The sequence below is a fragment of the Streptomyces sp. NPDC001450 genome, from assembly GCF_053597295.1.
The window spans coordinates 59,117-72,104 of the sequence record NZ_JBSFHY010000034.1; the positions used below are offsets into that span (position 1 = coordinate 59,117).

Below are 12,988 nucleotides of genomic sequence, written 5' to 3' on the forward strand. Positions count from 1 at the left end.
CCGTCCACGACCCACCGCACCCCGAGGAACGCGAGCGATGAGCCCCGCCGAAGGCGACCGTGACCCCCAGCGCATCCTGATCGTCGACGACGAGCCCGCCGTCCGCGAGGCGCTCCAGCGCAGCCTCGCGTTCGAGGGGTACGACACGCAGGTCGCCGTCGACGGGGCGGACGCGCTGGACAAGGCCCAGGCCTACCGGCCCGACCTGGTCGTCCTGGACATCCAGATGCCCCGCATGGACGGTCTGACCACGGCCCGCCGCATCCGGGGCGCCGGCGACACGACTCCGATCCTCATGCTCACGGCCCGCGACACGGTCGGCGACCGGGTGACGGGCCTGGACGCCGGGGCCGACGACTACCTGGTCAAGCCCTTCGAGCTGGACGAACTCTTCGCCCGCATCCGTGCCCTGCTGCGCCGCAGCACCTACGCGACGGCCCTGTCCGCCGAGGCCCAGGAGGACGAGGCGCTGACCTTCGCCGACCTGCGCATGGACCTCGCGACGCGCGAGGTCAGCCGGGGTGGCCGCCAGGTCGAACTGACCCGCACGGAGTTCACCCTGCTGGAGATGTTCATGGCCCACCCGCGCCAGGTCCTCACCCGGGAGCAGATCCTCAAGGCGGTGTGGGGCTTCGACTTCGAGCCGTCGTCCAACTCCCTGGACGTCTATGTCATGTACCTGCGCCGCAAGACGGAGGCCGGCGGCGAGCCGCGGCTCGTGCACACGGTCCGGGGCGTGGGGTACGTCCTTCGCCAGGGCGGCGCGGAGTGAACAAGCTGGTCCGCAGCTACCGGGCCCTGCCGATCCGGGCGCGACTGGCGATGCTGGTGGCGGCGGCGGTGGCGTTCGCGGTGGCCGCGGTCTCGGTCACGTGCTGGTTCATCGTGGAGCGGAAGCTGTACGACCAGGTCGACAAGGATCTGCAGAAGGCCTCCTCGCCCCAGCGGGTGGAGGACGCGATGACCACGCTGGAGTCGTGCCCGCAGCAGCCGAGCGGGTCGGACCTCGGCGGCTTCCACATCCACAGCAACTACTACCAGCTCATGAAGCGGGACGGCACCGCCTGCGTGTTCGCGAACTCCGCGGGCCGGGTGAAGACCACCGCCTCCGACATGGCCGTCATCGTCGACGCGCCCGCCCACGACGGCCTACTGCGCCAGAAGTTCCTCGTGCGCAACGGCACCGACTCCGAGGGCAACGCCGTACGCGTGCTGACCCAGTCCCTGACCGTCACCGACGGCCTGGGCGCTCCACCGAAGCCGTATCCGGACACGGCTCTCCAGGTCGCCATACCGCTGAAGAACACCCAGAACACGCTCAACGACCTCGCTCTGATCCTCCTCGCCGTCTCCGGCATCGGAGTGGTCGGGGCCGGTGCGGCGGGACTCGCGGTCGCCCGTGCGGGACTGCGGCCGGTCGACAGGCTCACGGAGGCCGTCGAGCACGTCGCACGGACCGAGGACCTGAGCGTCCGCATCCCCGTGGAGGACGACAGCGAGGACGAGGTCGCCCGGCTCTCCCGCTCCTTCAACTCGATGACCACCGCCCTGGCCGGCTCCCGCGACCTGCAGCAGCAGCTCATCGCGGACGCCGGCCATGAACTGCGCACCCCCCTCACCTCCCTGCGCACCAACATCGAACTCCTCACCCGCAGCGAGGAGACGGGCCGCCCGATCCCCCCGGAGGACCGCAAGGCGCTCCTCGCCTCGGTGAAGGCGCAGATGACGGAGCTGGCCGCCCTGATCGGCGACCTGCAGGAGCTGTCCCGCTCGGAAGGCCAGCGCGGCGAACGCGTCCAGATCGTCGCCCTCCAGAACACTGTCGAGGCCGCCCTGCGCCGGGCCCGGCTGCGCGGACCGGAGCTTACGATCACGGCGGACCTGAAGCCCTGGTTCGTACGCGCGGAGCCCTCCGCCCTGGAGCGGGCGATCGTCAACATCCTCGACAACGCGGTGAAGTTCAGCCCCGGGGGCGGCACGATCGACGTCCAGCTGGCCGACGGCGTCCTGACCGTCCGCGACCACGGCCCCGGCATCCCCGCCGACGAACTCCCCCACGTCTTCGACCGCTTCTGGCGCTCGCCGAGTGCGCGTGCGTTGCCGGGCTCGGGCCTGGGTCTGTCCATCGTGGCCCGCACGGTCCAGCAGGCGGGCGGTACCGTCACCCTGTCCCGCGCGGAGGGCGGCGGGGCGGTGGCGACGGTGCGGTTGCCGGGGGCGGCTACGGCTCCGCCGGGGGCTCCGTAGAGGGTTCGGTTCCGAACCAGAAGATCTGTTCCACCACAATCTGCGGATCTTCGGTGCGGGGTACGAAGGTGTACTTCAGCCAGCCGTTTTCGTTGTCGAAGAAGAGGGCACGAGCGCCCTTCGGCTCACTGGATCGGACAGGCATGACCTGCATTCCGTCGGGGAGGCAGGCATCAGTGTCGGTCACTCGCCGGGCTCCAGTCCTTGCACCCGGTGGCGAATCTTCGCCGCCTCTTCGAGAAGGGCGATCGCTTCGGCGATGTCGGTGGACTCTGCGGCCCGGAGTTCGAGATCGTGCACGTGTGCGTCCAGCTCGGGATCCCGGGCCATGGCGTACTCGCCCCACCAGAAGGCCACGAACGCGGGCACAGGGCCTACGTTGTATGCGTCGGCAATCGCCCTCTTCCAGTGCCTGTCGAAGTCAGGCAGGAGCTCAGGCGTGTGCTGGGCGATGGCTTCGCGCAGCGCCTTCGGCGTCCGCTCGGGCATGGGAGGGACGACCGACTCGGATTCCGCAGCGTGAGCAGCCATGACCGATGTCCTCCTTCGACGTGCCGCGTCTACGACCATAACCGCCTCGCACCTTTGTCATCAGTAGTTCGTGATCTGGCCGCCCTCTCGACCGCAAGACCCACGATGGCGGAGGCACAACCCCCCAAAGCTGCACACCTGCCAGCGATCACCCGAACGTGTGCACACCAGCCAACCCACCGTTCAACCCGAGTCGGCAACCTTCCCCTCCCCCGCGGCAACTCCAGGTCACCCCACACGACCAACGGGACTGGAGTCGCCCCATGAGCCCCCATAGGAGGTCACGGACTGGCTGGGTGACTGGACGCCTGCCGCCTCCTGAGCGCCGGAACAGGCCCTGACCTTCACCGTCCCCGACGTCCCGCTCTACGATCCCTCCGCACAGGTGTCCGAGGAGAGGTCGGTGGGCGGGGCGTGGACGCGTACGGCGGCGGGATCGAGCGCGAGTACCGCAAGCGGAAGAAGACACCGCCTCTCATGGCCCTCAGCATGGGGCTGCTGGGTCTGAACGCCCTCTACCAGCTGAACCGGCACCACACCATGCCCGAGTGGGTTCCGGCGTCACTCGCCGCGTGTTACCTCCTGCTGGCCGCGCAGATGGTGGTGTACATGCGGCGCGGCCGCACACTCGTCGGGGCCCGCGGGATCACCGCACGGCGGGCCGTGACCGAACGCAGCCGGGCCTGGCACGAGATCTACGACATCCGGGCCGAGCCGGTGCCGAATGCCGCCAAGTCCGCCCGCACGTGGTTCACGTACCTGTACGACACCGAAGGCCGCCGATTCGTGCTGCCGCACATGGACGACTGGCAGTTGGACGACGTGCCCGCCGAGGTCGCCGCGCTGCGCGAGGCCGCCGCCCGGCACCGCGGCGCGGCCTGGGAGCGGCGGCCGGAGGTGGAGGCACGGATCCGGCGCAGGGCCGGGCACCGCAAGGCGTGGGAGCGGGCGATCACCGGCGGGTTGATCGCCCTCGGGTGTGGCTTCCTGCTGTGGGTGGCGCTCCTGTTCACCATGGACCGTCCGCCCTCGCTCGTGCTGTTCCTGTGGCTTCCGCTGGGCACGTTCGCGGTGCTCGCCGCGCTGCTGAACTGGCGCTGGGAGTCGCAGGTTCCCAAGGCGCTGCAACAGCCCTGAGCAGTGGCTCCCTACCAGTGCAGGATCATCGTCTCCTCCGGTGCCGGTGTCGCGGCCGCCTCCGGCAGCGGTGACGCCAGTCGCGCGTACGCGCCGCCCCGGGCGAGCAGCTCCTCGTGCGTACCCGCCTCCACCAGGCGGCCGTGGTCGACGACCAGGATGCGGTCGGCGTCGGGGGCGAGGCTCAGGTCATGGGTGATCATGATGGTCGTACGGCCGGCCATCAGGCGGCGCAGGGGCTGTACGACCTGACGGGCGGCCACCCCGTCCAGGCCCGCCGTGGGTTCGTCCAGGACCAGGACCGGGGCGGAGCATCGCGCGGGCGATGGCGATGCTCCCCCAGTGCCTTAAGGGCCTGGGGGGACCCCCAGAGCTGACCGCCGGAGAGGGCTGCCGTGCCCGGGGCGATGTGCGTGTCGTAGCCCTCGGGCAGACCGAGGCTCATCCGCCCGGCGGAGATCTCCCACACGCCGAGCCCGATCAAGGCCGGCACGCACACCGTCTCAACGATCTCGACGAAGGCGCCGCCGGCTCCCGCAGCCCGCCCACCCCTCACCCCCGCACCGGTATCGAAGATCCTTTCATCGCACCCAGCGACCCGCTCCCCGCAAAGGTCACGCATTCGATGTGAGAACTTCCGTTCCCTGCGGAGGCCCCGCCGTGCAGCCCGGAGCGTCGGCGGTCACTCATACACGTTGGAACTCCCTTGAAGCCAACTACCCTCGTACGCATGAGCAGCGACGACGCCGTACGACCCTTCCCCTCCCGCTCCATCGAGACCTTCTCCGCACTCGACCCGGACCGGGCCGAGGCCGTGCTCGGGCTGCTCACCGAGGCCGCCCGCGTCGACGGGCAGCAGCCGGTGTCCGAGCAGGGGCGGTTGCAGCTGCGCGGGGGCGCCCGACCCGGCGTGTCACATCTGTTGCTGATCGTCGGGGACGAACTCGTCGGCTACGCCCAGCTGGAGGACACCGATCCGGTGGAGGCGCCGGCCGCCGAACTGGTCGTCCACCCCGCGCATCGCGGGCACGGGCACGGGCGGGCGCTGGGCTCGGCGCTGCTCGCCGCCTCGGGCAAGCGGCTGCGGGTGTGGGCGCACGGCGGGCACTCGGCCGCCCGGCACCTCGCCCAGGTGCTGGGGTTGACCCTGTTCCGTGAACTGCGCCAGATGCGGCGGTCGTTGACCGATCTGGACCTGCCGGAGCCGGTGCTGCCGCAGGGCGTGACCGTGCGCGCCTTCGAGCCGGGCAAGGACGACGCGGCCTGGCTCGCCGTCAACGCGGCCGCGTTCGCGCACCACCCGGAGCAGGGCTCGCTGACGCAGCGCGACCTGGACGACCGCAAGGCCGAACCGTGGTTCGACCCGGCCGGGTTCTTCCTCGCCGAGCGGGCCGGGGAGCTGGTCGGCTTCCACTGGACGAAGGTGCACGCCGAGGACGGGCTCGGCGAGGTGTACGTGCTCGGGGTCCGCCCGGGCGAGCAGGGCGGCGGCCTCGGCAAGGCCCTGACCACGATCGGCCTGCGCCACCTGGCCGCCCAGGGACTGCCGACGGCGATGCTGTACGTCGACGCGGACAACAAGGCGGCGGTGTCGGTGTACGAGCGACTGGGGTTCGGCACGCACGAGACCGACCTGATGTACCGCACCGAAACGTGACATGACCCCACACGAGGGGCGGCCGTCTTGACGGTCGCCCCTCTCTTGCACCACCCTTTCACTACTCAATTAGTGAAAGGGTGGTTCAACGCGTGGTCGAATTCCGCATCGACCGGCACAGCGGTGTCGCCACCTACGTCCAGATCGTCCAGCAGACCAAACAGGCCCTCCGCCTGGGCCTGCTGCAGCCCGGCGACCGGCTGCCGACGGCCCGCGAGGTCGTCGAGGCCACCGCCATCAACCCCAACACCGTCCTCAAGGCCTACCGCGAGCTGGAGCGGGAGGGCCTGGTCGAGGCGCGGCGCGGGCTCGGCACCTTCGTCCGACGGTCCCTGGGCGCCGCCGCGGCCGACTCCCCCCTGCGGGCGGAGCTGGAGGAGTGGGCGGCGCGGGCCGTCGAGGCGGGGCTGGACCGGGACGACGTGGCGGCCCTCTTCACCGCCGTACTCGACAAGCACTTCCAGGGAGAACGTTCATGAGCGACACGGCTCTCGAGGCCACCGGCCTCGGCAAGCGCTTCGGGCGTCGGGGACGCTGGGCACTGCGGGACTTCGCGTTCCGGCTCCCCGCCGGGCGGGTGTGCGCCCTCGTCGGGCCCAACGGCGCCGGCAAGTCGACACTGCTCACGCTCGCCGCCGGGCTGCTCCCGTCCACCGAGGGCCGGTTGACCGTGCTCGGCAGCACGCCCGCCGAGGCCCGCGTCCGGGTCGGCTTCGTCGCCCAGGACAAGCCGCTGTATCCGCAGCTCACCGTCGCCGAGACGCTGCGGATGGGCGCCGACCTCAACCCCGAGCGCTGGAACGCGGCCACCGCCGAGCAGGTCGTGGCCGGCGGCGACCTGAACCCGAGGTCCCGCATACGGTCCCTGTCCGGCGGACAGCGCACCCGCGTCGCCCTCGCCCTCGCGCTCGGCAAACGGCCCGAACTGCTGCTGCTGGACGAGCCGATGGCCGACCTCGACCCGCTGGCCCGGCACGAGCTGATGGGCGCCCTCATGGCCGAGGCCGCGCGGTACGGCACCACCATTGTCATGTCCTCGCACGTGGTGGCCGAGCTGGAGGACTCCTGCGACCACCTGCTGCTGGTCGGCGGCGGCCGGATCCGCCTCGCCGGCGAGATCGACGACCTGCTCGCCGCCCACCTGAGGATCAGCGGGGCCGCCGCGTCCACCGACCTGAGCGCGCACACCGTGGTCGAGTCCCGGGTCACCGGCCGCCAGCTGACCGCGCTGGTCCGTCCGGCCGGACCGCTCCCCGGTGACCTGCGCACCTCGGTGCCCTCGCTGGAGGAACTGGTCCTCGCCCACCTGCGCAACCCCGAGGCCCCCGCGCTCGGTGCCGCACCGGCCGTGACCCAGGAGAGTGCCGCGTGACCGCCGTGACGACACCGGCGGCCGTCCGCCGCCCGCACCTCGCCCGCTGGGTCCTGCGCCTGCACCGGCCGGAGCTGCTCGTCTGGGCGGCCCTGGTCGTCCTCGGCGCCGCCCTGCTGCTGTGGCTCGGGGGACCGCTCACCGACGCGGCGGCGAACGGCTGGCGGCAGTACAACGCCTGCGACTGGTCCGAGAAGTGCGCCTACGACCAGGACGCGATCCTGCGCTACAAGGACGCGTACGACTACCTCACGCTCCCCCTCGCCGCGCTGCCCCTCCTGGTCGCCGCCTGGGCGGGCGCCGCCCTCACCGGCCGCGAGCTGGAGTCCGGCACCGCGCGGCTGGCCTGGGCACAGGGCGTCACCCCGGCCCGCTGGCTGGCGACCAGGCTGGCCCTGCCGGCCGCCGCGGTCACCGCGGGGACGAGCCTGCTGGTGTTCCTGCACCACCGGGCCTGGTCGGCCGCTCGCGGCCGCGTCGACACCGCGAAGAGCTGGTGGGACCCCTGGACCTTCCACACCAACGGCCCCACCACCGTCACCCTGTCCCTGGCCGCCCTCGCCGTGGGCGCCCTCGCGGGCCTGGCCCTGCGCCGCGCCCTGCCCGCGCTGGCCGTCTCCCTCGTCGTCACCGCGGGCGTCTGGGGCCTCGCGCACTGGCTGATGCCGCACCTGTGGCCGGTCGTCACGCGCGTGAACGGTTTCAAGCAGGGAAACGGTGCTCCCTACACCGGCATCACGGTCGACCAGGGCCTGATCACCCGCACCGGCGAGCACATCCCCGAGCCCGACTGCACCGCGGACACCACGGAGGAGTGCCTGCGGATGTTCGAGAAGCGGGGCGCCGTCGGCTTCTTCCACACCTACCACCCCTACGCGCACTACTGGCCGCTCCAGCTGACCACCAGCGCCCTGGCCCTGGCCCTGGCCGGTCTGTTCACGGTGGCCGCGTTCCTCGTGCTCCGCCGCCTCACCGGCACGCTCCGGCTCGCCAAGGGAGCCACGGCATGAGCGCCGCCGTCCAGGGCCTGCCCCGCACCGTGCTGCGGCTGCACCGCACCGCCCTGCTGGTCTGGGCCGCCGTCGTCGCCGGCCTGATCGGCTGGCTGGTGTACCTGAACGAGGTCACCGCGCCCGCCACCCGCAGGGCCGAGCGGGCCTGCGCCCAGGCGGACGTGTGCCTCGACTCCTTCGACAGCTTCGACTACGGCAACACGATCGGCTGGGTCGGCACCCTCATCTGCTACACCTTCCTCGCCGTCGCCGCCTTCGCGGGCGGCGCGCTCGTCGGCCGCGAACTGGAGTCCGGTACGGCGCGGCTGGCCTGGACGCAGGGCGTCACCCCGGTGCGCTGGCTGACCGCCAAGCTGGCCCTGTCGGCCGCGGCCGTCGCCGCCGGGGGACTGGCCCTGGTGCTCGTCTTCCGCTGGGGCTGGTCGGCCAACGAGGACCTGATCCCCCTCACCGACTGGTACCAGAGCGACATCATCGTGGCCCGCGGCCCGCTCACGGTGGCGTACGGCCTGTGCGCCCTCGCCGTCGGCGCGCTCGCCGCGCTGCTGCTGCGCCGCACCATGGCCGCGCTCGGCGCCGCCTTCGCCGCGATGTGGCTGCTCAACTTCCTGCTCACCCGCTACCGCGCCGACCTGTGGCCGGCGGTCACCCGCACCTCGCCGAGCGAGCCGGACCTGGCCCACAACGTCTGGCGCGTGAACTGGGGACGGAACGCCGGCGGCTATTTCACCGTCTACCACCCCGCGTCCCACTTCTGGGCACTCCAGTGGGTGGAGACCGGCATCGTCCTGACCGTGGCGGCGCTGACCACCGCCGCCGCGTACGCGGTACTGCGCCGCCGGGCGGCCTGACACCGGGGCGAGCCGAGGCTCCGTACGCCCCTTCGGTCCCGTACGTCCCTTCCACGGGGGGAGTGACGTACGGGACCGTCGCTTTCCCGGGGTACGGGATCGTCACTTTCGGGCGTACGGGATCGTCACGCGCGCACCGCGGACCCCTTCGGGCCGCCCCCCGATATCCCGCACGTCATGTCTCCGTAACCATCGATTCAGACGGTCTTGCGACGCTCGGTCAATGAACCCCGCCGTGCCAGAGCCTTCGCCGCCCCCCGAGGGGCTCGCGGGAAACGGGACCGTGAAGCTCCCTCCCGCACGTTCCGACGCGCCTGTCTCGCCCTTGGCGCGGAAGAATGGGTTCATGAGTCAGCAAGACACCCAGGCAGAGGTCCAGCACGTCCAGCCCTCCGTGGGCTCCATCGCCGCGCACCGGCAGCACACCGTGGCGGCGAACGTATCCGACCTCGAGCCCGACATCGATGCGGACCTCGACGCGTACGAGGAAGCGCAGGGTGAGGGGGCACCGCTGCCGCAGGGGCGTTTCCTCGACCGGGAGCGCAGCTGGCTCGCGTTCAACGAGCGCGTACTGGAGCTGGCCGAGGACCCGAACACGCCCCTGCTGGAGCGCGCCAACTTCCTGGCGATCTTCGCCAGCAACCTGGACGAGTTCTTCATGGTCCGGGTGGCCGGTCTGAAGCGCCGGATCGCGACGGGCGTCGCCACCCGCTCCGCCTCCGGCCTCCAGCCGCGCGAGGTCCTGGAGATGATCTGGGCCCGCTCCCGTGAGCTGATGGCCCGGCACGCCGCCTGCTACCACGAGGACGTCGCCCCCGCGCTCGCGGAGGAGGGCATCCACCTGGTCCGCTGGAACGAGCTGACCGAGAAGGAGCAGGCGCGCCTCTTCACGCTCTTCAGGCACCAGATCTTCCCGGTCCTCACCCCGCTGGCCGTGGACCCCGCGCACCCGTTCCCGTACATCTCCGGCCTCTCCCTGAACCTGGCCGTCGTCGTACGCAACCCGGTCAGCGGCCACAAGCACTTCGCCCGGGTGAAGGTGCCGCCGCTGTTGTCCCGCTTCCTGGAGGCCGCGCCCGGCCGGTACGTCCCGCTGGAGGACGTCATCGCCGCGCATCTGGAGGAGCTGTTCCCGGGCATGGAGGTGGTGGAGCACCACGCCTTCCGGCTGACCAGGAACGAGGACCTGGAGGTCGAGGAGGACGACGCCGAGAACCTGCTCCAGGCCCTGGAGAAGGAACTCATGCGGCGCCGCTTCGGGCCGCCGGTGCGCCTGGAGGTCGAGGAGTCCATCGACCGCGAGGTGCTCGACCTGCTGGTGCGCGAGCTGAAGATCGGCGAGGCCGAGGTGTACCCGCTGCCGGGTCCCCTGGACCTCACCGGTCTCTTCCGCATCGCCGGCATCGACCGTCCCGAGCTGAAGTACCCGAAGTTCATCGCGGGCACCCACCGCGACCTCGCCGAGGTCGAGTCGGCGTCCGCGCCCGACATCTTCGCGGCGCTGCGCAGCCGGGACGTCCTGCTGCACCACCCGTACGACTCCTTCTCGACGTCCGTGCAGGCCTTCGTCGAGCAGGCGGCCGAGGACCCGGACGTCCTCGCGATCAAGCAGACCCTGTACCGGACCTCCGGCGACTCCCCGATAGTCAACGCGCTCATCGACGCCGCCGAGGCCGGCAAGCAGGTCCTGGTCCTGGTCGAGATCAAGGCCCGTTTCGACGAGCACGCCAACATCAAGTGGGCGAAGCGGCTGGAGGAGGCGGGCTGCCACGTCGTGTACGGCCTGGTCGGCCTGAAGACCCACTGCAAGCTGTCCCTGGTGGTCCGCCAGGAGGGCGAGACGCTGCGGCGCTACAGCCATGTCGGCACGGGCAACTACCACCCGAAGACGGCACGCCTGTACGAGGACCTCGGCCTGCTCACCGCCGACCCGCAGGTCGGCGCCGACCTGTCCGACCTCTTCAACCGCCTCTCCGGCTACTCCCGCCGCGAGACCTACCGCCGTCTCCTGGTCGCCCCCAAGTCCCTGCGGGACGGCCTGATCTCGCGGATCAACAAGGAGGTCCAGCACCACCGTGCGGGCCGCCCGGCCTTCGTCCGCATCAAGGTCAACTCGATAGTCGACGAGGCGCTCATCGACGCCTGCTACCGGGCGTCCCAGGCGGGCGTACCGGTCGACATCTGGGTGCGGGGCATCTGCGCCGTCCGTCCGGGCGTCGCGGGTCTGTCGGAGAACATCCGGGTCCGCTCGATCCTCGGCCGGTTCCTCGAACACTCCCGGGTGTTCGCCTTCGGCAACGGCGGCGAGCCCGAGGTGTGGATCGGCAGCGCCGACATGATGCACCGCAACCTCGACCGCCGGATAGAGGCCCTGGTCCGGGTCACCGACCCCGGCCACCGGGCGGCCCTGAACCGGCTGCTCGACACCGGCATGTCCGACACCACCGCCTCCTGGCACCTCGGCCCCGACGGCGAGTGGACCCGGCACGCGACCGACGCGGACGGACAGCCCCTGCGCAACGTTCAGGAGATGCTCATAGACGCCCGGAGGCGCCGGCGTGGCACAGCAACACCTTGACCCGACGGACCCCACGGCCACGGAGGTGACGGGGGACGCCCTGGCGGGCTACCTGCGCTCCCAGGCCACGGAGTTCCTCCGCGCACTGCGTCTGCACCGGGAGAACGGCGGTGCGGCAAGCGGCGCGGAGGAGTCCGTCGACGCGGCCCGGGCCCTGCGCCGCTCGGCCCGCCGCATCAGCGGCAGCCTGCACACGTTCCGCCCCCTCCTCGACACGGACTGGTCGGAGGAGATGCGCCCGGAACTGGCCTGGCTGTCCGGCACGTTGGGCCTTGAACACGCGTACGAGTCCCGTCTGGAACGACTGCTGCAGGCGCTGCACCGCCTGTCGGGTGCGACGGCGCTCCCGGGACAGACGGTGAGCGACGCGGCGGTCGGCCGGGCCGGCGCAGCCGCCGTGGCTGCGGGCAGTCGTGCCGCTGGGGCGGCACGGGTGGGCGGTGGGGGCGCGGCCGCCCCCGCGCGAGCGAAGTCGAGCGTGGGGGAGGCGCCTTCCAACACCAGTGGCCCCGCCCGCCCGGCGGCCACCGTGGAACGCGGCAACCTCACCGTGGGCGCGGCCAAAGCGGGCGCCCTCCTGGAACGACAGCTGACGTTGGCCCGGACCCGAGCCCATTCCACGGCTCTCCAGGCCCTCGGCTCCTCCCGCTTCCACGCCGTCGCCGACAAGGTCGCCGTACTCGCCAGCGAAGTCCCCCTCACTCCCGTCGCCCCCACCACCGACCTGCGCCCCCTCGCGGCCGCCGCATCGGAACGCCTCACGGACTCCATCGCCGCCCTCCCCCTGCTCACCGCCGGCCACCCCTACAACGCGGAGGCCCTGGTCCACGGACTGTCCCCGGACCCGTCCCCGCACCCCCAGGACGGCCCCTGGCACCAGGTACGGCTGCTGCTGCGCCTGCACCGCTACGCCCTCGAGGTGCTGTGCGGAGGCAGCACCCCCGTGGACGTACGCCTGCTGGCGGCGGGCCAGGCCCTGAACCGGCACCGGGACGCCTCGGAGGCGGCGGCCGCGGCCGCGCAGGCGGCCCGTACGCCCCGCATCGCACCGGCGACGGCGTACGCGCTCGGCGTGCTCCACGCCGACCAGCGGCACGAGGTGGAGGCGGCCCGGTTCGCCTTCCAGCAGGCATGGCAGAAGCAGACGGTCAGCGCACCCTGAACTCTCCCGAGGAGGCGGTGTGAACGACACCTTGGTCCTGGCGGCGGGCTGCGTACTGTGGCGCCGCTCGCCGGTGGACGGCGAACTGGAGGTCTGCCTGGTCCACCGGCCGAAGTACGACGACTGGTCCCACCCGAAGGGCAAGCTCAAGCGGGGCGAGGACCCGCTCGCCGGTGCTCTGCGCGAGGTCGCCGAGGAGACGGGCTACACCGCCGAGCCCGGCAACGAGCTGCCAAGCCTGCACTACCTGGCCAACGGCCGCCCCAAGCAGGTGCGTTACTGGGCGGCCGAGGCAGTCTCCGGCCGCTTCACCCCGAACAACGAGGTGGACCGCGTCCTGTGGCTCTCCCCCACCGCGGCCCGGGGCCGGCTGACCCAGCCCCGCGACCGCGACCTCGTGGACACCCTCGTGCGGGAGTTCGAGCACAGGTAGCGCCGGG

General features: G+C 71.8%; 13 protein-coding genes and 1 pseudogene. 11 read left to right on the forward strand and 3 right to left on the reverse strand.

Going from position 1 to position 12,988, the window contains the following annotated elements; translation table 11 throughout:
• The first annotated feature begins 37 nt into the window (after positions 1 to 37).
• Positions 38 to 772 (forward strand): response regulator transcription factor, encoded by a 735-nt coding sequence (locus ACWC5O_RS31635; RefSeq protein ID WP_450590353.1) that lies wholly within the window; start codon positions 38 to 40, stop codon positions 770 to 772.
• Complete coding sequence (locus ACWC5O_RS31640) at positions 769 to 2,247, forward strand: sensor histidine kinase (RefSeq protein ID WP_450590352.1); 1,479 nt, start codon at positions 769 to 771, stop codon at positions 2,245 to 2,247. The genes ACWC5O_RS31635 and ACWC5O_RS31640 overlap by 4 nt, the downstream gene beginning before the upstream one ends.
• Here ACWC5O_RS31640 and ACWC5O_RS31645 read toward each other — a convergent pair.
• Both ACWC5O_RS31645 and ACWC5O_RS31650 read right to left on the reverse strand, forming a co-directional pair.
• Positions 2,222 to 2,434, reverse strand: a complete 213-nt coding sequence (locus tag ACWC5O_RS31645) for a hypothetical protein (protein WP_450590351.1) — start codon at positions 2,432 to 2,434, stop codon at positions 2,222 to 2,224. The two genes, ACWC5O_RS31640 and ACWC5O_RS31645, sit on opposite strands and share 26 nt — an antisense overlap.
• Positions 2,431 to 2,778, reverse strand: coding sequence for a DUF6247 family protein (locus ACWC5O_RS31650; RefSeq protein WP_450590350.1), 348 nt, complete (start codon positions 2,776 to 2,778; stop codon positions 2,431 to 2,433). The genes ACWC5O_RS31645 and ACWC5O_RS31650 overlap by 4 nt, the downstream gene beginning before the upstream one ends.
• 414 nt (positions 2,779 to 3,192) lie before the next feature.
• Here ACWC5O_RS31650 and ACWC5O_RS31655 point away from each other — a divergent pair, with 414 nt between their 5' ends.
• The gene (locus tag ACWC5O_RS31655; RefSeq protein WP_450590349.1) at positions 3,193 to 3,915 is read left to right on the forward strand and encodes a hypothetical protein; all 723 of its coding nucleotides are present in this window, start codon (positions 3,193 to 3,195) and stop codon (positions 3,913 to 3,915) included.
• Positions 3,916 to 3,926: 11 nt separating this feature from the next.
• On the opposite strand, the pseudogene ACWC5O_RS31660 reads toward ACWC5O_RS31655, so the two are convergent.
• Positions 3,927 to 4,348: pseudogene (locus ACWC5O_RS31660) on the reverse strand (ABC transporter ATP-binding protein); the annotation flags it as partial.
• A 297-nt stretch (positions 4,349 to 4,645) separates the two neighbouring features.
• Here ACWC5O_RS31660 and mshD point away from each other — a divergent pair.
• The 8 genes from mshD (at position 4,646) to ACWC5O_RS31700 (ending at position 12,981) form a co-directional block, all read left to right on the forward strand.
• A complete protein-coding gene (gene mshD / locus ACWC5O_RS31665) occupies positions 4,646 to 5,572 on the forward strand; it encodes a mycothiol synthase (protein ID WP_450590348.1) in 927 nt (308 codons plus the stop codon).
• Between the two features lie 92 nt (positions 5,573 to 5,664).
• Entirely contained in the window at positions 5,665 to 6,051 is a 387-nt protein-coding gene (locus tag ACWC5O_RS31670) for a GntR family transcriptional regulator (protein ID WP_450590347.1), read from the forward strand.
• Positions 6,048 to 6,944 carry an ABC transporter ATP-binding protein gene (locus tag ACWC5O_RS31675; RefSeq protein WP_450590346.1) on the forward strand — a complete coding sequence of 299 codons (897 nt, stop codon included), beginning with the start codon at positions 6,048 to 6,050 and terminating at the stop codon, positions 6,942 to 6,944. The genes ACWC5O_RS31670 and ACWC5O_RS31675 overlap by 4 nt, the downstream gene beginning before the upstream one ends.
• Positions 6,941 to 7,954 (forward strand): ABC transporter permease, encoded by a 1,014-nt coding sequence (locus ACWC5O_RS31680; protein ID WP_450590345.1) that lies wholly within the window; start codon positions 6,941 to 6,943, stop codon positions 7,952 to 7,954. Before ACWC5O_RS31675 ends, ACWC5O_RS31680 begins: the two co-directional genes overlap by 4 nt.
• Complete coding sequence (locus ACWC5O_RS31685; protein WP_450590344.1) at positions 7,951 to 8,808, forward strand: hypothetical protein; 858 nt, start codon at positions 7,951 to 7,953, stop codon at positions 8,806 to 8,808. Before ACWC5O_RS31680 ends, ACWC5O_RS31685 begins: the two co-directional genes overlap by 4 nt.
• 223 nt (positions 8,809 to 9,031) lie before the next feature.
• The gene (locus ACWC5O_RS31690; RefSeq protein ID WP_450590343.1) at positions 9,032 to 11,386 is read left to right on the forward strand and encodes an RNA degradosome polyphosphate kinase; all 2,355 of its coding nucleotides are present in this window, start codon (positions 9,032 to 9,034) and stop codon (positions 11,384 to 11,386) included.
• Positions 11,367 to 12,548, forward strand: coding sequence for a CHAD domain-containing protein (locus ACWC5O_RS31695; RefSeq protein WP_450590342.1), 1,182 nt, complete (start codon positions 11,367 to 11,369; stop codon positions 12,546 to 12,548). The genes ACWC5O_RS31690 and ACWC5O_RS31695 overlap by 20 nt, the downstream gene beginning before the upstream one ends.
• 19 nt (positions 12,549 to 12,567) lie before the next feature.
• On the forward strand, positions 12,568 to 12,981 hold the full coding sequence (locus tag ACWC5O_RS31700; protein ID WP_450590341.1) for an NUDIX hydrolase: 414 nt from the start codon (positions 12,568 to 12,570) through the stop codon (positions 12,979 to 12,981).
• Positions 12,982 to 12,988: the final 7 nt, after the last annotated feature.

What these genes read in the sequence shown, in the direction of transcription:
- ACWC5O_RS31690 (WP_450590343.1), top strand. Translation starts at nt 9,032, where the DNA reads ATGAACCCCGCCGTGCCAGAGCCTTCGCCGCCCCCCGAGGGGCTCGCG.
- ACWC5O_RS31675 (WP_450590346.1), top strand. Translation starts at nt 6,048, where the DNA reads ATGAGCGACACGGCTCTCGAGGCCACCGGCCTCGGCAAGCGCTTCGGG.
- mshD (WP_450590348.1), top strand. Translation starts at nt 4,646, where the DNA reads ATGAGCAGCGACGACGCCGTACGACCCTTCCCCTCCCGCTCCATCGAG.
- ACWC5O_RS31650 (WP_450590350.1), bottom strand. Translation starts at nt 2,778, where the DNA reads ATGGCTGCTCACGCTGCGGAATCCGAGTCGGTCGTCCCTCCCATGCCC.
- ACWC5O_RS31635 (WP_450590353.1), top strand. Translation starts at nt 38, where the DNA reads ATGAGCCCCGCCGAAGGCGACCGTGACCCCCAGCGCATCCTGATCGTC.
- ACWC5O_RS31685 (WP_450590344.1), top strand. Translation starts at nt 7,951, where the DNA reads ATGAGCGCCGCCGTCCAGGGCCTGCCCCGCACCGTGCTGCGGCTGCAC.